This is a genomic window from Nonomuraea sp. NPDC050556 (genome assembly GCF_044457355.1).
In the GTDB taxonomy this organism is placed as follows: domain Bacteria; phylum Actinomycetota; class Actinomycetes; order Streptosporangiales; family Streptosporangiaceae; genus Nonomuraea.
Map to the genome: position 1 here is coordinate 409,801 of NZ_JBITGU010000002.1, position 19,683 is coordinate 429,483.

Sequence of the window (19,683 nt, forward strand, 5' to 3'; positions counted from 1 at the left end):
CTCTTAGGAAAGTTTCTTGTGAGTTAAAGGGCAGGCGCTGCCCCGTTCAGGTTCTCGTCAGTACGTCAGTTACACGGGTTTCCGTTGAGCGTGCAGTTCAGGGGGCCGGGGAAGTTGCCCGGTGAGCCGACCAGGCCGAAGCGGGCCGTCGCGCCGGGGTTCAACGGGCCAGCCCAGCTCTTACTGGTGAACGTGTAATGGTCGCCACTCCGCACCATGTCCGCGTCCCACGCCGACGTGATCGCGAAGCCCGCCGGGACGTCGAACTCGACCTTCCACGCCGGCAACACCACCAGCCCGGCCTTGACCGTCACGCCCCCTTCCCAGCCACTCCCCCAGTCGCCCGTCTTCGCGAACGTCGCCGTCGCGCCATTGCCGTTGTTCTTGGCGACCGTCCACGCCAGGGTCTGCGTCAGATCCTGCTTGTATGCGGTGTTCCGTACGAACGACGTCGGATCCGTCACCGTCAGCTTCAGGGCGAACGTGTCCTTACCCACCCCAGCCAGGTCAGCGGGCGTCAGCGTCCGCTTGCCGTTCCACGCCGCCACCGGCTGCCCGTCGGCCGTCCACTCCACGGTGAGCGCCTGGTCGGTCGTCTTCACCACGAGCGGCTGCGCCGGGTTGTGCGTCTGCCCGGCCGGCGTGGACACCGAGTCCACCGGCCTGGTCGCCGAGTAGAACGACTGGACCATCTTCTCCCTGTTGACCAGGCTGAACTGCTGCCCCAGGCTGCGCATCAGCGAGTTGTCGCTGGGCCGGTAGATGCCCTTCCTGCTGTACTTGCCGCCCTCGAAGGCGCCGATCACGCCCCCGTCCGGGGTCGGCTCGCCCAGCCACGGCTGCCACTTGGCGCCCGCCGCGTTGATCGTGACGTTGGCCTCGACCGGCTCGTCACCGACGTACACCTCGGGGCCGTCGTAGTCGTACTCGTCGGCCAGCCTGCCCTGCGAGTGGCCGAGCTCGTGGAGCACGGTCTCGGTCGCGGAGACGTTGCGGGAGAAGGTGCCGATCCTGTCGTATCCGACACCTCCGTACTTCGTGCTGTTGGCCATCACCAGCAACTGGTCGGCCTGCGGGAGCAACGCCGTGGCGTACTGCCAGACGGCGGTGGTGTCCACGCACAGCGCGCGCTCGGTCCCGCCACCGCCGCAGAAGAAGGCGGCGCCGAGCGGGGTGTTCTTCTTGACGTCCGCCGTCGGGTCGCCGCTGACGCCGGACTCCGGCGAGTCGATCTCGATGCGCCAGATGTTGAAGAGCTTTCTATAGGTCTTGTACGGCTCGCGTTCGGTGATCGCGGCGACGGCGCGGTCGGTTTCTGTGGCGAAGTCGGTCTGCTGGTCGGCGGTGAAGCCGTCGCCGAGGATGACGAGGTCGATGCGGTTCTCGCTGGGGCCGTTGATCTCGACCGGCTTGAGCCGGGAGGGGGCGGCGGCGAGGGACCTGACCTTGGGCTGGGTCTCTGGCTTGACGGTCAGACGTTGGATCGTTCCGTCGGGGTTGAAGACTTCGTGCGGGGTTTCAATCTTGGGCTCGGCGATGGCCGGGACGGTCGCCGTGAGGACGGCGGTGGCGCTGGCGAGAATGAGTGCGGCGGCAGTTAACGCGCGCAACTTCAACGATCCTCCAGGTTTCGAGCACGGAGGATGAGACCAGGGAGATGGCCCCCGATTCCAGATTTTTCCTGGAACGTCCCACCCCTGTTGATCATCGTATCGACACAACCCCGAAAGATGATCTACGCCCCCATGAACTCTCCGCGACCCGGAGATGACATACGCTCCAGCCCCAGCCAGGTGGTCACCTCGACGTCCAACAAGGCCTCTTCAACGACGGTTGGCGCGATTCAACCTCCCGAAAGGTTGTGAGGCCGTTTCGTGGGCGGGAGGCTTCCGGAGAAGGCGAGTCCACATCCTGACGGAAGGTGTTCCGTGACCACGGCGTTCGCGTGAGCGCGTATCGCCGCCTCCCACGATCTGGCGGCAAAGAAAACTGGTGGAGGCGGCCTACGCCGAGTCACGACCCCTGGGCCGCTGGTGGCAGCATCCGGGCGCTAGGTGTGCAGTCAACCGCCAGCACGATCCGTCGATCGGTGGCTCACGGCAGGGGACACGAACCTACGCGGTCGGTCACTGCCAGAGGTGCTCAGCCACCGCGGGAGCAGGGGCGGGCGGTGGGCGGGCAGCCGCTTCATCGACGTCGGGTTGATGGTGGGGGTAAGACGTCTTGTCAAAAGGCGTTGGGTGGGTTCTACTGCGCGGCGTGGAGTTCTCGATCCTCGGAACCGTCCGCGTCTCCTCCGCCGATGGCCCCGTCCGGCTGAGCAACAAGCAGCGCGCCCTCATCAGCGCACTCCTCCTGCACCCCAACACCACCCTCTCCATGGACCGTCTCATCACTGCCATCTGGGACGACCCACCCACCTCCGCCGCCGCGAACATCCAGACCTACGTCTCCCAGCTCCGCCGTGCCCTCCGCCCCACCTCCCTCCACCTGCGCACCGACGGCCACGGGTACCGCTGCGACCTCCCCGCCGACCAGCTGGACCTCATGACGTTCGAAGCCCTCGTACGGCAGGCCAGAACCGCACGCAGGCACGGCGACCTCGACAAGGCGGAACGCGACTACGCCACCGCCGTACGCCTCTGGCGAGGCAGCCCCGCCGAGGACGCCAGGCTGACGGGCGCCATGACCCCTCGCGTCGCCGAGCTGGAAGAGCAGCTCGGCGCAGCCAGGTCAGAGTGGATCGACGTCCGCCTGGTCCTGGGCAGGGAGAACCTGGTCCCCGAGCTGCGCGCCCTGGTCGCCGTGCACCCGCTGCGCGAGCAACTCTGGGCCCAGCTCATGCTCGCCCTGCACCGGGACGGCCGCCGCGACGAGGCGCTCGACGCGTTCAGGAAAGCGCGCACCCTGCTGGTCGCCGAGCTGGGCGTGGAGCCGGGCAGCGAGCTGACCCGCCTGCACGAGGCCCTGCTCGCCGGCGACCCGCCCGCGCCCACCGAGCACGAGCAGGGCAGGCCGACGATCTGCCAGTTGCCTGGTGACGTCGCCGACTTCGTGGGCCGCGCCGACGAGCTGGCCACCCTGCTCCCCCTCTTCAGCCCCCGGGGCGACCGGTCAAGCCCGCCTATAGCCGTTATTTCCGGCATTCCGGGGGTGGGGAAGACGACGCTGGCCGTACATCTGGCTCATCGGCTGCGCGGCGACTACCCGGACGCCCAGCTGTTCGTGCGGGCCAACAGGGACCCGGCCGACCTCCTGACCGAGCTGCTGCGTTCGCTCGGCGTGGACGGCGCGCTGATCACCGGCTCCGTCGAGGACCGCGCCAGGCTGCTGCGCCAGCGCCTCGCCGACCAGGCGGTGCTGATCGTGCTCGACGACGCGGACGAGACCGGCCTGCGCCACCTCCTTCCCGGCACCGCGCGCAGCGGCGTCGTGGTGACCTCGCGCGCCCGCATCCCCGACCTGGAGGGCGCGCTGCAGCTCGTCCTGGAGCCGCCGGACGACGAGGACGCCCGGTTGCTCCTGGAACGCGTCGCGGGCGTGGAGCGGATCAGGTCGGCGGGCGCGGCCGTCGAGGCGATCCTGCGGTCGTGCGGACGGCTGCCGCTGGCCGTACGGGCCGCCGGGGCCCGGCTGGCGACGCGGCCGCTGTGGCCGGTCGGCGAGTTCGCGTCGAGGCTGGCCGACCGGCGCCTCGACGAGCTGGTGGTGGGCGGGATCGACGTGCGGGCGTCGTTCGAACCGAGTTATGCCGCGCTGCCCGACGCGGCCAGGCGCGGGTTCCGCCTGCTCAGCCTCACCGGCGAAGGGAGCGCGCGCTGGTCGGCCGCCGCGCTGCTCCAGCTCACCGAGCTGGAGGCGGACTCCGTGCTCGAGACGCTGGTCGCCAGGGGCATGCTGCTGTCCACCGAGATCGACGTGGCCGGGCAGCCGCGTTACCGCCTGCACGACCTCATGCGGGTCTACGCCACCGAGCGGGCCGTGGACGAGGAGAGCGAGGCGGCCAGGCGGGCCGCGTTACGCAGCCAGGTCGCCGCGTGCCTGGTCAGGGCGCGCGAGGCGACCCGGGCGCTGCCGATCGCCATGGCTCCGCCGTACCCGGGAGGGTGGTCGGAGAGTCCGGGGGTCAAGGAGAGCGTCACGTGGCTGGCGGCCGAGCAGGACACGCTCGTGACGGCCGTGCGTACGGCGGTGCGCCTGGGTGACACGGCCACGGCTGCGGAGCTCGCGCATCATCTGTCCAGGTTCCTGACCATGGAGGGCTTCCTCGACGAGGCCGAGCGGGTGCAGCGGGTCGTGATCGACGCGACCGGCGACGAGCGTACGGCGTTGCGCGCCAGGCTGCTGCTCCTGCACGCCACCACGTGCAGGGGCAGGTTCGCCGAGGCGGAGCGCGAGGCGGGCGAGCTGCTGGGCGAGCTCGAACGCGTCGGCGACGCGCACGGCGCGGCGTACGCGCTGCTCACCCGCGCCGCGTGCCGTCACGGGGAGGGCGACCTCGCCGGCGCGCTCGCCGACGCCCGGCGCGCCGTCCCGATCCTGACGTCGTACGGCGACGCCGACGGCGTCAGTCACGCCTGGACCTGGCCGGTGTGGATCCACCTCGACGAGGGCGACTACGAGGAGGCGGCGCGCATCTGCCTGGAGCGGCTGCACGTGACGCGCAAGGACGACCACGAGGCCAGGGCCGACCTGCTGCGCGCCCTCGGCACCGCCCGCTATCTGCAGGGCGACGCCGCCCAGGCGGTCGAGTGCTACACCGAGAGCCTGCGGCTGTGGCAGCCGACGGGCAGCCGCATGGCGGTGGGCAAGGTGCTGCGCCGGTTGGGCGAGGCGCTGGGCGCTCTGGACAGGTTCGCCGAGGCGGCCGCTGCTCTCTCCGAGGCAGCGCGCCTGTTCAGCTCCTGCGGTGACGAGCTGGGCCGGGCGCTGGCCGGGCACGCTCTGGCCACCGTACGGCTGCGCCAGGGGCGCGCGCAGGAGGCGCGGGCCGGATTGCTCGCCGTACTCGAACAGCTCGGTCCGGACGGTCCCGTACTGTGGCGCGCGCGGGCGCTCAGGGATCTCGGCCTGGCCCATGCCTCGCTGGGGGACGCCGGGAGCGCGCGCACGGCGTGGGAACGCTCACACGAGCTGTTCGGCCCGTCGCAGGAAGGCGACCAGGTCGCCGCGTACCTCACTCGACCACCCGGATGACGACCGGCGTGCCGTCCAGCCCCGCCTGCCTGTACGCCCGCCTGGCCTGGCCGGGCGTCGCCCCCTCTGCGACGGGAACGCCCTGCGACAGCGCCACCCACGCGCCGGGAACCGTGGCAGGAACGGCGGTGAGGCTCTGGTCGACCTCGAACCGTACCGGCGCGTGGGTGCGTGCCGCCTTCCATCGCCGCCAGAACAGCCACTGCGCCACGATCAGCGGGCCGAGGATCGACAGCAGCGGAACGGGTCCGCCACCGGCGAGCACGAAGCCCGTGGAGATCACGATCAGGGCACCCGCCAGCCCGGCCGCCCACCACGCCGCGCGCCTGCCGTACGCGCGCAGGGCCACCAGGGGCCACAGCGCGAGCATCAGGCAGTCGCCCAGCCCGGTGAAGGAGGGGTCCTGGCCGTAGCGGGTGGCCATCATCGGTGCGAAGGGCAGCCCGTCGAGGCGGGCGACGAAGTCACTGGTGAGCGAGGTCAGCCCGGTGGCCAGCGTGTCGTAGACGGTGAGCGCCGCGGCCAGGGCGGCCACCTGGGCGGGCGTCATCGCGACCTGCACCCACATGTTCACCGCGCCGACGACCAGGGTGACCAGGACGAGGTCGTTCAGGACGAGCAGCGCGAGATCCCAGCCGAGGAAATACGCGCCGATGTCGGCGGCGCACACGGCGACAGCGGTCACCGCGGCGGCCCGTCCACCGATCACCGGCGCGAGCGTGAGCTGGACGACCGTGAACATCATCAGTCCGAAGATCGTCACCACGAGCGGCACGGGAATGTTCAGATAGACGAACGGCATGGCCACCAGCACGACGACCATGACGGCGATGTCGGCCCCGACGAACTTGCCCACCGGCGGCCTGGCCATGGTGAACCTGCTCAGGTAGAAGGCGGCCAGCGCCACCGTCACGACCAGCAGCGCGTTGAGCGCGAGCGCGTAGGGGATCATCGCGGCCGCTCGAAGGAATGCTCGATCAGGTCGGCTCGGACGTGGCACGGCGCTGGCAGCTCCTCCGGGCCCTCGACCAGCACCACCCCGGTGGACAACCGCTCTTCCAGCCGTACGGCCAGCGCCCTGTCCTTCTTGTCCGCCACCACGTACAGGACGCCGCCGTCGAGCGCGTAGCGGGAGGGCAGCGGCAGGTCGCGCTCCGCCTGGAGGGCGTCGAGGATGTCGCGGGTGGTCAGCCCCTGGTCGCCGACCATCCTGCCGAGGATGCGGGAGGTGGCGGGGATCGCCGCCCGCGCGCACTCCGGCGGCTCGGAGAGCACCCTGACCAGGTCGCCCGTCACGTACCGCAGCAGGAGCGTGGTGTCGCGGAACGCCGACCACGGCGTCACGACGAGCACGCCGATCGCGCCCGCCTCGGCGGGTTCCATCGTGACGGGGTCCAGGACCTCGACCATCCCCTGGTCGGCGGGCATATGCAGGTGGCCGTCCGCGCACACCTCGCCGCTGACCGGCGCGATCTCCGTCATGGAGTACCCGTCGTGCACCGGGGCGCCGAACATCTCCTCGGCGCGCCCCCGCAGGGCGTCGGTGAGCACTTCGCCGCCCGACCAGACCTCCTCCAGGCAGAAGTCACGCGGCGACCAGCCGCCCCGCTCGGCCTCCTGGACCAACGCGCCCAGGTACGAGGCGTTCAGGTTCAGGTGGGTGATCTGCGGGCGCCTGCCCGGCACGTGCAACGGCGTGGCCAGCCGGTCGAGCGCCACGGCGGGGTCGACGATGCCGAGGTTGACGAAGGCGGCGCCCGTCCTCGTCACGCCGCGCTCGGCGATGACCTGGGCGATAGAGCGGGAGCTGACCGCATTTGCCCAGATGTGGTCCGTACGGAGGCCACCGGACATCATCAGCGACAGCGCGGCCATCGCCGACATCAGCTCCAGCTCGTAGGCGGAGAACCACACCATCGTGGGCGCGCCCGTCGTGCCGGTGGTGTAGGCCAGGAGGGCCGGTTTGGCCAGGTCAGAGACGAAGGCGGACGGCATGCCGCGCAGCGCCTCCTTGCGGGTGGGCGGGATGATCCCGTCGTCCTTCAGGAGGTGGCGGTAGTAGGGCGTCTCTGTGGCGGCGTGCCGTACGGTCTGCTTGAGCCTGCGCCTGGTGAGGTCCTCCTGGATCTCGGGGTCGGTGGCGGCGAGCAGGTCGTCGGCGCCCTCGCCTGGGGAGCCGAACTGTTCCATGGTGGCGCGCATGTCGTCGACCAGGGCCGAGACGTCTTTGAGGCGGAACCGGCGCCCGGAGATCATCGACCAGGCGTAGCCGAGCTGGCGTACCGCGGTGCCGAACAACCTGCGTCCTTTCCGTCCGTTTCCAGCCGTGCCCCCGGGGGCTGCGATCCCCGGGGGCGTGTCGCGGCGGGTCAGCCGCTGTGGACGAAGACGGCGGTGGACAGGGCGCTGACGGCGAACTTGGCGTAACGACGCACGGTCTTGACCATCGGGATCTCCTTCGGTCCAGGCAGGCACTGGTCGCACCCGCTGCCCCCCACGATGAGATCGCCCCCTACAACATCACTACAAACCCCATACAATCGCCGCTATCTTCTGGCGGCGCTCCTGCGAGGCCCCGCAATACCGCCCTCCTCTCGCCAGAGGATCTCGGGGAGGAGCTCACGCTCCACGGATCCCACACACGGGGTCTGCTGAGTCCCGCCTTCACCCATGACAAGGCGTGTGCCGCTGCCGTGAAGCGCGTCAGGCATCGTGAGTGGGAACCGCGCCACGATCGCCGACATGGAACGCGCGACCCAGGCCGTGGTGCGCCACTGGACCAAGATCACGGTCAGGACGGAGGGCACCAAGACGGCCGCCGAGGCGGCTGTGACGAGACACTTTCCCGCCGAACCCAGCCAGTTTCGTTCCGGCGCGAATTCTCGGATCGCGTCGTGCGTGCTCGTTGGATCCCCCGCCAGTCACGCCCGCAGCCCCTTATATGCCACCACGCGCGGCCGGTCGCTGCCAGAGGTCGCCAGTCACAGCAGGACCAGGAGTGGGCGGGGCTTAGGAAGGTTGTTGGGTCAGCGGCGGCTGGTGGCCCATTGGCGGATCTTGTCGATGCGCTCCTGCACCTGCTCAGCCGTAGCCTGGGCGATCGGGGGGCCGCCGCAGGCTCGGCGGAGCTCGGAGTGGATCACGCCGTGTGGCTGCCCCGTGCGGTGGTTCCACGCGCCGACCAGGCCGTTGAGCTCCTTGCGCAGCTCCGCCATCTGCTCGTGCGGCGCCAGCGCCGCCGGTTCCGCCTTCGGGGCCTTGCGGCGGGCCGCCTGCTGGTCGGCCTGGCGTTTGCGGAGCAGTGAGGCCACCTGGTCCGGCTCCAGCAACCCGGGCAGCCCCAGGAAGTCCTCCTCCTCGGCCGAGCCGATCTCGGCGCCCGTGCCGAACTCGCCGCCGTCGAAGAGCACCCGGTCGAAGGTGGCCGTGGCCTCCATCGTCTCGAACGGCAGCTCGTCGCCCAGGACGTCGGGGTTGTCCTTCTTGCGGTTCGCGTTCTCCAGGAGGCTGTCGTCGAGCCCGTCGTCCTGCTGCCGCTTGTTGAGCACGTGGTCGCGCTCGAGCTCCATCTCGTTGGCCAGCCCCATGAGGGTGGGCACCGAGGGCAGGAACACCGAGGCCATCTCGCCGCGCTTGCGCGCACGCACGAAACGGCCGACGGCCTGGGCGAAGAAGAGCGGGGTCGAGGTGGAGGTGGCGTAGACGCCCACGCACAGGCGCGGGATGTCGACGCCTTCCGAGACCATGCGGACGGCGATCAGCCACCGGTGCTCGGAGGCCGCGAAGTCCTTGATCTTCTTGGACGCCCCTGGGTCGTCGGAGAGCACGACCGTGGCGCCCTCGCCGGAGATGGCGCGCAGGTGCTTGGCGTACGCGCGGGCCGTCTCGTGGTCGGTCGCGATCACCAGGCCGCCCGCGTCGGGAACGCTCTGCCGTACCTCGGTAAGCCGTCGGTCGGCGGCCTGCATGACCTGGCGGATCCAGTCGCCCTTGGGGTCGAGCGCGGCGCGCCAGGCCTGGGAGAGCTGGTCCTTGGTCAGCGGCGTGCCCAGCGTGGCGGCGATCTCGTCGCCCGCGCGGGTGCGCCACCGCATCTCGCCGGAGTAGGCCAGGAAGATCACCGGACGGACGACGCCGTCGGCCAGGGCGGGGCCGTACCCGTAGGAATAGTCGGAGACGCTGCGCTTGAAGCCTTCCGCGTCTTCTGCGTACTCCACGAAGGGGATCGGGCTGTCGTCCGAGCGGAACGGCGTGCCGGTCAGTTGCAGGCGGCGGGCCGCTGGCTCGAAGGCCTCGCGGATGCCGTCGCCCCACGACTTGGCGTCGCCCGCGTGGTGCACCTCGTCGAAGATGACCAGCGTCTTGCGCGCCTCGGTGCGCGCCCTGTGCAGCGCCGGGTGCATGGCGACCTGGGCGTAGGTGACGGCGACGCCGATGTAGTCGCGCGAGGTGGCGCCCTGGCTGTTCTTGAACTCGGGGTCGATGCCGATGCCGACCTTGGCCGCGGCGTCGGCCCACTGGCGCTTGAGGTGCTCGGTGGGCGTGACGATGGTGATCGCCTTGATCACCCCGTTGGCCAGCAGCTCGCTGGCGATGCGCAGGGCGTAGGTGGTCTTGCCCGCGCCGGGGGTGGCCACGGTGAGGAAGTCGCGCGGTTCTGTCCGGAAATAGAGGTCGAACGCGTCCTGCTGCCACGCACGCAACTTGGGCGCGGTGCCCCAGGCAGCACGGTCAGGATAGGAAGGCGACAGGTGGGACGCCGCGAAGGTGCTCACAGTGACCCAAGAGTAATCGGGGACACCGACAAGACGTGCCGTGCAGACGTGATCCTGGTCAACCTCATCCTCGCGTGCTATGAGCGTTATCTCACGCTCTCCATCAGGGCGTCGAGCGCCTGTCTCCCGGCTGGTTCGTCGGGTTGCAGCAGGCCGAGCAGCATCGCCGTCCTGCCGTTCCGAGTGAGAATCATCACTCGAAGATAGGCGGGCCGGTTGACCACGTCCTTGTACTCAGCGCGTAGCGAACGGCTGCCCGGTGCGTCCTTGACGATGCCCACGGTGTCGCCCTGCAGGATGAGCTGCGAGTAGACCTCCGCGGCCTCCTTAACGTCGATGGAGTCTCTCACAGGCCTGGCCATGAGCACGGCACCCTGCCCATTCCGGGCAACCGACGTGAACCCGGTCACCGGGGGCACCACGCCCTTCGCCCAGCCGGCGGGCAGCGGGATCGTGACGGCCGCCTCGGCGTCGGTCAGCGTGTTGCTCACCGGCTCGGGCGTGTAGGTGCGCATGATGCCCACGACCAGCGCGGCCACCAGCCCGGTGGCCAGGATCAGCGCCAGGACGGCGCCGACCCTGCGTCCCGTACGCCTGCGTACGGGCACCCGGTGCGGCACGGTCGGCGTGCCGTAGCGCCTGGCCGAAGGTGGCAGGCCGTCCCATTCCTCGCGTTCTGCTGTCCTCCTCAGCTGGGGGTTCCACGGCGGGTCTGTCTCCTCGCCACGGCGCGCGCCCCACGCGGGCTCCGTGTCTTCTGGAGGAGTACGGCGGCGCCCGGGCCCTTCCGGCCAGACGCGGTGATCATCCTCCATGACACCTCCTCGTCCGCTGTCCTATCACTCCTTGGCGCGACGCTCAGGCGTTCCGTGATCACTGGGACGGGAGGGGGAAATGAGTCACCTCGACGCTACATTCCGGCCCCCATGACGCACGGGATCGCACTGTCGGCCACGGGGGGGCGGCCCCCATGCCCGTACGCCACCGTACGGACAACGAACGGACCATACGGCCCCGCACGGTCGCGGACGGCCCATACGGCCGCGCCCAGGCCGCGCAGGCGGACCACACAGCACCGCACGGGTCGCGAACGGACCACATGCGGGCGGACCATACAACGCCGCGCCGGTCGCGGACGGACCGCACGCGGGCGCACCGCACGACCCCGCACGGATCGCGGGCGGACCCGCACGTGGGCGCACCACACAGCGCCCCACGGGTCGTGTGCGGACCACATGTGGGCGGACCGTACGGTGGCGTACGGGGTCGTGGGTGGACCGTACGGGGGCGTATGGAGGGTGGTGGGGTTAGGCGTCCTTGACGCGGGCGGAGACGATCGTTCCGGTGAGGCCGACCAGGGCCATGAGGCAGACGATGACGATGAAGCCCGTCGCGATCTGGTCCTTGGCGTGGCCGACGACGTTGATCAGTGCGCCGCCGACACCCACCGCCAGGGCGGATCCGAGCATGTCCGTCACCGACAGCGCCGCCGAGTTCGCGCCCTGCTCGTTGGCCGGGGACTGGCGCATCGCCGTCACGCTCACTGTCGTCATCCCGATGCCCATGCCGAACCCGGCCACGATCCATGCGGGCACGGCGATCCATCCGGTCACTCCGGGCAGTACGGCCAGCAGGGTCACCAGGCCACCAACCGTCACGCACGCGGCGCCCAGCCTGATCCGCCGGTGGGCCTCGGCGGTGCGCCTGCTCTGCAGGTACGACCCGGTGGACCAGCCCAGTGCGCCCGTGGTGAGCGCGATGCCCGCCTCGGTCGCGTTGAACCCCTTGACCTGCGTGAGCGCCAGCGGGATGAAGTAGTTCACGCCGAAGAACGTCGCGGACAGCATCCCGCGCATCATGATCGTGGTGGGCAGCCCCCGCCCGAACCTGAGCGCGCCCGGTGGCAGCAACCTGGGCAGACCAAAGCCGAGCATGACAAAACCGGCGACGATGGCAGCGGCGCCCCAGGCCGCGTGCAGGTGCACCGTGTCGACGCCGTACAGCAGCACTCCGGCCCCAGCCGCAGTCCCGGTCGCGGCCAGGGACATCGGGATCGGCCTGGACCGTGGGCCCGTCGACGGTTCGCCCGCGATTCCGGCGCTCTGCTTGAGGGCGGGGATCAGCATGACGAGCGCGGGGATGACGAGCGGGATGATGCCGAAGAACACGGCACGCCAGGTCCACGCCTGGGCGACGATGCCCGCAGCGGCGGGGCCGACCATCGAGGGGACCACCCAGGCGGCCGACAACCCGGCGAAGATCTTGGGCCTGGCCTCCGGCGGGTAGACCTTCGCGATCATCACGTAGATGGCCACGACGGTCGAACCCGCGCCAAGGCCCTGGATGACGCGGGCGAGGACGAACAGCTCCTTGTTCGCCGCCGCACCGGCCAGCCCCATGCCGATGACGAACAGCAGTACGCCGAGGAGGAAGGGGATGGTCTGGCCGCGCCGGTCCGACCACAGGCCGGAGACCACGTTGGCGAAGAGGCTGGCGATGAGGAACGCCGACAGGCTCATGCCGTAGAGGTTGAGGGCGTCGAGATCCTTGGAGACGACCGGCATGACGACGCCGACCGACATGCCCTCGAAGGCGATCAGGGTGACGACGAGCAGGATGCCGATGGTGGCGGCGCGGTACTGAGGACCGAAGATCCGGGGCGGGGAGTATGGAGTGTCTAGTGTCTTCGGTGCTGTCACCTGAACATCCTAGTTGCACCGATATGGCCTGTCATGGACCGGGTCGCCGGGCTGTCAACCCCCAGTCAATCCGTACGGCCCAGCCGCCTGCTCGGCCACCCCGGGGAAGGACGCTCGCGGGGAGGGGTCGCGGCGTGGGGAAGGGACGCGCATCACGGGCTTGAGGGTGTGGGGCTTGCGAACGAGGGGTGCAGGCGAAGGAGGGGGTGGCTAGTGGCCGTGGCGGCCGGAGGGCTATGGCGCAGAAGGAGGGTGGATGAGCGGGTGGCGGCTGACCGAGGGCGGGGTGAGCGGGGGCGGGGAGTGGCGGGGCGGGGAGTGGCGTGAGAGCGAGGGAGGGGTGGCTAGTGGCCGTGGGGGGCCAAGGGCTATGGGCGCGGAAGGTGGGTGGATGCGTGGGTGACGCCTGGCCGGGGGTGGGGTGAGCAGGGTGGGGCTGGCCGAGGGCGGGGCGAGCCCTGCGGGCGGAGCTGGGCGAAGCGGGGCTGGGCCGAAGGGGGGCTGGGCCGAAGGCGGGCTGGGTGAGCGGGCGGGGTGAGCGGGTGGGCTGGGCCGAAGGCGGGCGGGGTGAACGTGGGGCTGGCCGAGGGCGGGGCTGGCCTGGAGGGTTAGCGGGTTGGGTTAACGGGGGTCTGGGTTGGTGAGGGTGGTGCGGTAGGCGGACCACATCTCGTGCATGCGCACCGCCTGCCCCTTCGTGAACTCCGACATGCACCGGTCATACGCGTAGTCCATGAAGTTGTGGATCGGGTCCTTGCCCCCACCCGGGCAGGTGTCCTTTCCTGCCGGGCAGCCCTCGGTGGGCATCTCCTCGGCCGGCGTGTCGTCCACGCCGTCGCCCGGTGCGCCGCAGCCGTTTTCGAAGGTGTGGAACAACCCCAGCCAATGGCCGATCTCGTGAACGCCCGTGTATCCCCGGTTGAAGTTACGCAACGCCCCACCAGGCAAGCTGCGCCAGTCGATCACCACCCCGTCCAGCAACGGGCCGCCGTCATACCAGTACGGGTACGTCGAATACCCCAGCACCAGCTCGCTCAACTGCGCGATATACAGGTTCAGAGTCTCCGGCCCGCCCCGCCGCAAAGACGACTTCATCGCGGCCTCGTTCCCCAGCGGGTCCGCGAACCAGGACGGGTTCCTGGTCACCACCACCGCTTCCAGGACGAACCGCACCCCGGTGTCCACCCCGCCGTACCGCCCGCCGTACGCGGCGTTGAGCGTGGCGATCTGGCTCCTGACCGCCGAGTCCGGCGCCCGGCGGCGTCCGTCCGTGAGCACGTGCACGACTGTCGGTACGGTGACCTCGACGGCCGGCGCCCGGTCGCCGAGCCGCCGCGCGAGGTCGTCCAGCATCCCGGGCACGGACGGCGAAGGCCCAAAAGGCACAGAAGCCATAGAAGGCCCGGAACGCCCGGAAGCCGTAGAAGGCCCGGAACGCCCGAAAGCCATAGAAGGCCCGGAACGCCCGAAAGCCATAGAAGGCCCGGAACGCCCGAAAGCCGTAGAAGGCCCGGAGGGCCCGGAAGGCGTAGAAAGTCTGGAGGGCGCGGACGACCCAAGGGCGCACGAGACGGTGGCAACCGCTCGCGTTGCGGCAAAAGGAATGAGCCCGGCCGCGAGCAGGCACACCAAAGAAACGGCGGTCGCGCGCCGGGCCATGCAGTCCCCCGATATGAGCTGGTCAGTTACCCGACCGTAGCTCTACGGAGTGTCACAATCCGTGACCAACACACTTACTGCTTGTCGTCATCGTCGCCGCCCTTGGGCAGCCCTTCGTAGATCTCCTTGCACTCCGGGCAGACCGGGTATTTCTTCGGATCACGACTGGGCACCCAGACCTTGCCGCACAGGGCGCGGATCGGCGTCCCGGTCACCATGCTCTCGGTGATCTTGTGCTTGTCGGCATAGTGCGCGAAACGCTCGTGATCGCCGTCACCGTGTGAGGTCTGCGGCGTGGTTTTCTGCTCAGGGAGGATCTTCGTGCTCACCCCATCGAGTCTAAGCCCGCAGGCAAGCGGCCCGCCGTACGCCTCGGCAGTGACGCGAGCGCCGGCAGCCACCCGAGCGCGATCCCCCACAGCAGCCCCGCGATCAGACCGCCCACGAGGTAGCCCAGATAGCCCCCGAACCCGGCCCCCGCCACCTGCGACAGCACGACGGCCCGGAGCAGTCCCGCAACAAGGGACCCCAGCACGAATGCCCCCCAGGTACCCCAGAAGCCGCGCACGGAGCGGTAGACCACGAGCACCAGCACCAAAGCCGCCACCGAGTCAGCCCAAGTGAGCCACCCCGTCTCCCCCAGCGGCACGACACGCAACCCAGGCAGCCCGTACGGAGCACCGATGGCGGAAGGCACCGTGAGCAGCCCGACACGCGTGGCGAGCAAGCCCCCGAACAGGCCGAAGGCGATGACGATCACCAGGGTCACGATCGCCGGCAACCTATTGCGAACAAAGCTCATGTTCGGCAGGCTAGCGCCGACAATGATTCTGGCGGAAGAGGGTGCCCGGATGAAAGCGGCTCGGCTGATCGCCGGAGTGGCGATGCTCGCCGTCGTGGTCGGGGGCGGCGTCGCGTCGGCGACCAGGGGCACACCGAAGCCCTCCGAGCGCTTCGTGACCGACGACCAGGGCAGGACGCTGATCCTGCGCGGCTTCAACGCCTCCAGCAGCGCCAAGGGCACCCCGGACGCGATGCCCGAACTGACCGAGGCCGACGTGGCCAAGGAATATCAGGACATGGGCACCAACTTCGTGCGCTTCCTGATCCAGTGGCGCGCAGTGGAGCCCCAGCCCGGCGTCTATGACACGAAATATCTGGACAAGGTGGCGGAGCGCGTCCAGTGGTACGCCAAACGCGGCTACCACGTCATGCTCGACATGCACCAGGACCTGTGGGGCAACTCCATCACCCCCACCGGCCAGGCCGGAAACGGCGCCCCAGCCTGGGCGACCCACCTGGACGGCCTCCCCGTGAAGACGGACCACTTCACCTGGGAGATGTACTACCTCGAACCCGGCGTCATCCGCGCGTTCGACCACTTCTGGAACACCACCGGCGACCACCCCGAGCTCCTCGACCACTATGCCAAGGCCTGGCAGCAGGTCGCGGCCAGGTTCAAGGACGACCCCGCCGTCATCGGCTACGACCTGATGAACGAGCCGTGGGGCGGCTCGGTGCAGGGCGCCCAGTTCGAGAGCGGCCCACTCGCCGAGCTCTACAGAAGGTGCATCAAGCAGATCAGAGCCGTCGACGAGGACAGCTGGATCTTCGTCGAACCTCAGGCCGTGGGCGTCAACTGGGGCCTGCAGTCGGCCCTGCCCGCCTTCGACGACCCGCGCGGCGGCCAGCCGCGCATCGGTTTCGCCCCGCACGTCTACCCGCTCCCCCTCGACCTGGGCGACGACTACACGGCGGGCTCCCGCGAGTGGACCGACCGCACGCTGGGCTGGTGGCGCGACAACATCCTGCGTACGGCGGAGCGGCTCAGGGCGCCGATCCTGCTGGGCGAGTTCGGCATGGACATGACCCGGCCGGGCGCGACCGACCTGCTCAACCGCATCCAGGACATGAACGACCAGATGGGCGTGTCCGGCTTCTCCTACTGGTCGCGCGACCCAGGCCCGTGGGGACCGTACGACAAGGGAAAGGCGACCCCGCTGGTCGCCGCCTTCGACCGCCCCTACCCCAGGGCCATCGGCGGCCGCCCGAAGAAGATCTCCTACGACGCGAGGACCCACGCGCTCACCGTCGTATTCGAGGCCAACGAGACGGGCCCGACCGAGATCTACCTCCCCAAGTCGACCTTCCCGAAGGGCGGCAAGCTGACCGAGGAGCTCGGCGAGACCACCTGGGACGCGACCACGCGCATCCTCACCGTCAAGGCCCCGCAGCGCAACACCATCACGCTGACGGTGGTCCCCAGATAGCAGTACGGCTCCCGCCCCGGGCGATGGGGCGGGAGCCGTACCTGGTGAAGGTCAGCCCACGTGGACGGGGGCGCCCTCGGTCTTGCGTCCGGACTTCACGAACAGGGCCAGGACGGCGGTGAGGATCGCGACGCCGGTGCTGACGGTGAACGCGATGTGCATGCCGTCCATGAAGGCGTTGTGCACCGCGTCGGTCAGGATCTTGACCGCCTGCTCGGGCAGGCTCTGCGTCACCTGCGGCGGCAGGCCTCCGAACGCGGCGGCCTTCTCCAGGCCGGCGAGCTCTTCGGGCTTCATCGCCTGGGCGGCCGGGCCGAGGTAGCCGGGCAGCTTGTTGGAGATGACACCCGCCATGACGGCGCCGAGGATGGCCGTGCCGAGCGCGCCGCCGACCTGCATGGCCGACTGCTGCACGCCACCGGCCGCACCGCTGAGCTCCATCGGGGCGTTGCCCACGATGATCTCGGTGGCGCCGACGAACACCGGCGACAGGCCGAAGGCCAGCAGCAGGAACGGCAGGCCGGTCTCGAAGAAGGTCGCGTCGACGGTGAGCTGCGACATAAGGAACATCGACAGCGCGGTGATCAGCAGACCGGCGGCCATCGTGTACTTCGCGCCGAGCTTGCCGATCGCCAGGGCCGCCAGCGGCGAGGCGACGATCATGCCCGCGCTCATCGGCAGCATGCGCAGACCCGCGTCGAGCGGCGACAGGCCGTGCACTCCCTGGAAGAAGAAGCCCAGGAAGAACATCGCGCCGAACATCGCGAACGCGACCATCATCATCAGCACGGTGCCGATCGAGACCGAGCGGTTCTTGAACAGCGACAGCGGCACCAGCGGCTGCTTGGCCTTGCTCTGCCACCAGATGAACGCGGCGGCGAGGATCACGAAGGCGGCCGTCCACCCGAGGGTGGTGGCGCTGCCCCAGCCCCAGGCGGGGGCCTTGATGATCGTCCAGACGAGCGAGAACATCATGCCGGACAGCAGCAGGACACCCAGCCAGTCGACCTTGGCCAGCGTCTCGATCCGCTTCTCCTTGATGATCAGCAGACCCATCACCAGGGCGATCACACCGACGGGCACGTTGATGAAGAACACCGACTGCCAGCTGACGTTCTCCACGAGCAGGCCGCCGACGATCGGGCCGGCCGCGCTGGACAGGCCGATGATGGCGCCCCAGGCGCCCATGGCCTGGTTCAGCTTCGGCCCGGGGAACGCTCCACGCAGCAGCGCGAGCGCGGCGGGCTGGAGCAGCGCGCCGAACAGGCCCTGGAGCACGCGGAACACGATCAGCATGGTCACCGAGCCGCTGAGGCCGATGGCCAGCGAGCTCAGGGCGAAGCCGCCCACACCCACCAGGAAGACGCGCTTGTGCCCGAACAGGTCACCGAGCTTGCCCGCGGTGATCAGGAAGACCGCCAGGGCGAGCAGGTAGCCGTTGGTCACCCACTGCATGTCGGCCATGGTGGCGCCCAGCTTGGCCTGCATGACCGGGGCGGCGACGCCCATGACGGTGCCGTCGAGCATCACCATGATGACGCCGAGACACACGGCCAGCAGAGTCAGCCACGGATTGCCCGCAGGCCTTTCCTCCGCTGGTGGTGGCGGCGCCACCGTCTGCGCTTGAGCCACTGGGGGTCCCCCTCGTTCCTCGCGCCCCACACTGGGGCAAACATCCCACAATCCTCAGGTAGGTTATGGCAGAGAATGACAGATGACAAATGGTTTTATTTGGCGCATCATGTCTTCTGTCACACTATGACATGAAGGTTTCCGGGAGGTGACACCTGTGGGTCTGCGTGAACGCAAGAAGGAGAAGACGCGCCTGGCGCTCTTGGACGCGGCGCTTGAACTCTTCCTCGAACAAGGATACGAGTCGACCACGGTGGACCAGATAGCGGGGTCGGTCGACGTCTCCCCCCGGACGTTCTTCCGCTACTTCGCCAGCAAAGAGCACCTGGTGTTCTGGTTCCACGACCACGGCGAGGAGGTCATGCGGGCCGTCTTCGACGAGCGTCCCGCCGACGAGCCCCCGTTCACCCTGATGGCCCACGCCCTGCGCGCCGTACTCCGCGACATGGAGGACTCAACGCCCGAGGACAGCCAGCGATTCCTCAAGATGCACAGGCTGATGGAGGAGAACCCGGCGCTGGTCGGCAAGTCGGTCGCCCGCGGCAACGAGACCGAGCGGCGGCTGTCTGCGGCGATCGCGCTGCGCATGGGCGTCGACCCGGCCAAGGACCAGCGGCCGCAGCTCGTGGTGGCCTTCGCGATGGCCACGATGCGGGTGGGTTTCGAGTGCCACGACGGGCCGGTCACCGACCTGTCGGAGGTCGTGACCCGGATGGAGGAGACGCTCCGCCTGGCCGAGGTCAGCTTCCGCCCCGGCTGGGATCTGGCCTCCTAGTTCATCGTCGGATCGTCCGGGCAGGTCGCCACGAAGGCGAGCTCGCCCGGCTGGCGCCGCAGCACGCGGCGCCACAACGTGCCCGGATCGGCGTTGAAGGTGTCGCCCGACTCGGAGTCCACGACGTACCAGGCGCCCTCGGCGATCTCGGTCTCCAGCTGCCCCGAGGTCCAGCCCGCGTAGCCGGCGAAGATCCGCATCTGGGCGATCTGCCCCTCCAGGATCTCGGGCGGCGCGTCGAGGTCGACCGTGCCCAGGCGGGACACGGCCGGGGTGCCGGAATGCAGCCTGCGCCACCCCAGCGGCTCCTCGCCGCTCGGCACGGCGGCCAGCGCGAGCGCGCTGTCGGTCTGCACGGGGCCGCCTTCGAACAGCACGGAAGGCCCGGTGACCAGCGGGTCCCACACGGGGAGCACCTGGGTGACGCTGATCTCGCTCGGGCGGTTGAGCACCACGCCGAGCGTTCCGCTGTCGCTGTCGTGCTCCAGGATCAGCACGACGCTACGCCGGAAGTTGGGGTCGTCGAGCAGTGGGGTCGCCACCAGTAACCCACCGACGTAGATCGCCTCCGCCATACATCCATCATGAAGGCTCGGTGGGGCATATGGCTCCCCCGGGTAGGCGATGTTACGCAGCGTACACATTTGGGCACTGTACGTATCAAAGATCACCTTCTC

The 19,683-nt window shown here is 69.5% G+C and carries 15 protein-coding genes; 3 read left to right on the forward strand and 12 right to left on the reverse strand.

The genetic code is table 11. The annotated features are described in order from the left end of the window. Positions 1-65: 65 nt before the first annotated feature. On the reverse strand, positions 66-1,610 hold the full coding sequence (locus ACIBG8_RS20110) for a M64 family metallopeptidase (protein ID WP_397344354.1): 1,545 nt from the start codon (positions 1,608-1,610) through the stop codon (positions 66-68). A gap of 649 nt (positions 1,611-2,259) precedes the next feature. Here ACIBG8_RS20110 and ACIBG8_RS20115 point away from each other — a divergent pair. Then, positions 2,260-5,196 (forward strand): BTAD domain-containing putative transcriptional regulator, encoded by a 2,937-nt coding sequence (locus ACIBG8_RS20115; protein ID WP_397344355.1) that lies wholly within the window; start codon positions 2,260-2,262, stop codon positions 5,194-5,196. Here ACIBG8_RS20115 and ACIBG8_RS20120 read toward each other — a convergent pair. The 9 genes from ACIBG8_RS20120 to ACIBG8_RS20160 form a co-directional block, all read right to left on the reverse strand. Further along, positions 5,177-6,148, reverse strand: a complete 972-nt coding sequence (locus tag ACIBG8_RS20120; protein WP_397344357.1) for a hypothetical protein — start codon at positions 6,146-6,148, stop codon at positions 5,177-5,179. The two genes, ACIBG8_RS20115 and ACIBG8_RS20120, sit on opposite strands and share 20 nt — an antisense overlap. Next, on the reverse strand, positions 6,145-7,494 hold the full coding sequence (locus tag ACIBG8_RS20125) for a phenylacetate--CoA ligase family protein (protein WP_397344358.1): 1,350 nt from the start codon (positions 7,492-7,494) through the stop codon (positions 6,145-6,147). Before ACIBG8_RS20125 ends, ACIBG8_RS20120 begins: the two co-directional genes overlap by 4 nt. A 71-nt stretch (positions 7,495-7,565) precedes the next feature. Further along, positions 7,566-7,694 carry a hypothetical protein gene (locus ACIBG8_RS20130; RefSeq protein WP_397344359.1) on the reverse strand — a complete coding sequence of 43 codons (129 nt, stop codon included), beginning with the start codon at positions 7,692-7,694 and terminating at the stop codon, positions 7,566-7,568. Positions 7,695-8,222: 528 nt separating this feature from the next. Continuing rightward, positions 8,223-9,971, reverse strand: a complete 1,749-nt coding sequence (locus tag ACIBG8_RS20135) for a DEAD/DEAH box helicase (protein WP_397344360.1) — start codon at positions 9,969-9,971, stop codon at positions 8,223-8,225. Positions 9,972-10,057: 86 nt separating this feature from the next. Beyond that, complete coding sequence (locus tag ACIBG8_RS20140) at positions 10,058-10,786, reverse strand: hypothetical protein (RefSeq protein WP_397344361.1); 729 nt, start codon at positions 10,784-10,786, stop codon at positions 10,058-10,060. 492 nt (positions 10,787-11,278) lie between these two features. Further along, on the reverse strand, positions 11,279-12,670 hold the full coding sequence (locus ACIBG8_RS20145; protein ID WP_397344362.1) for an MFS transporter: 1,392 nt from the start codon (positions 12,668-12,670) through the stop codon (positions 11,279-11,281). Positions 12,671-13,291: 621 nt separating this feature from the next. Further along, positions 13,292-14,023 carry a zinc metalloprotease gene (locus tag ACIBG8_RS20150; RefSeq protein ID WP_397344363.1) on the reverse strand — a complete coding sequence of 244 codons (732 nt, stop codon included), beginning with the start codon at positions 14,021-14,023 and terminating at the stop codon, positions 13,292-13,294. A gap of 380 nt (positions 14,024-14,403) precedes the next feature. Continuing rightward, positions 14,404-14,658: a DUF3039 domain-containing protein gene (locus tag ACIBG8_RS20155; protein WP_397344365.1), complete on the reverse strand. Its 255-nt coding sequence runs from the start codon at positions 14,656-14,658 to the stop codon at positions 14,404-14,406. Then, positions 14,655-15,131, reverse strand: a complete 477-nt coding sequence (locus tag ACIBG8_RS20160) for a hypothetical protein (protein ID WP_397344366.1) — start codon at positions 15,129-15,131, stop codon at positions 14,655-14,657. The genes ACIBG8_RS20155 and ACIBG8_RS20160 overlap by 4 nt, the downstream gene beginning before the upstream one ends. Positions 15,132-15,180: 49 nt before the next feature. On the opposite strand from ACIBG8_RS20160, the gene ACIBG8_RS20165 reads away from it, so the two are divergent. Next, positions 15,181-16,599: a cellulase family glycosylhydrolase gene (locus tag ACIBG8_RS20165; RefSeq protein WP_397344367.1), complete on the forward strand. Its 1,419-nt coding sequence runs from the start codon at positions 15,181-15,183 to the stop codon at positions 16,597-16,599. Between the two features lie 51 nt (positions 16,600-16,650). Here ACIBG8_RS20165 and ACIBG8_RS20170 read toward each other — a convergent pair whose 3' ends face one another. Next, entirely contained in the window at positions 16,651-18,231 is a 1,581-nt protein-coding gene (locus tag ACIBG8_RS20170; protein WP_397344368.1) for an MFS transporter, read from the reverse strand. Between the two features lie 157 nt (positions 18,232-18,388). On the opposite strand from ACIBG8_RS20170, the gene ACIBG8_RS20175 reads away from it, so the two are divergent. Then, positions 18,389-19,006: a TetR family transcriptional regulator gene (locus tag ACIBG8_RS20175; protein ID WP_397344369.1), complete on the forward strand. Its 618-nt coding sequence runs from the start codon at positions 18,389-18,391 to the stop codon at positions 19,004-19,006. Here ACIBG8_RS20175 and ACIBG8_RS20180 read toward each other — a convergent pair. Beyond that, positions 19,003-19,581 (reverse strand): YqgE/AlgH family protein, encoded by a 579-nt coding sequence (locus tag ACIBG8_RS20180; protein ID WP_397344370.1) that lies wholly within the window; start codon positions 19,579-19,581, stop codon positions 19,003-19,005. The two genes, ACIBG8_RS20175 and ACIBG8_RS20180, sit on opposite strands and share 4 nt — an antisense overlap. Positions 19,582-19,683 lie beyond the last annotated feature (102 nt).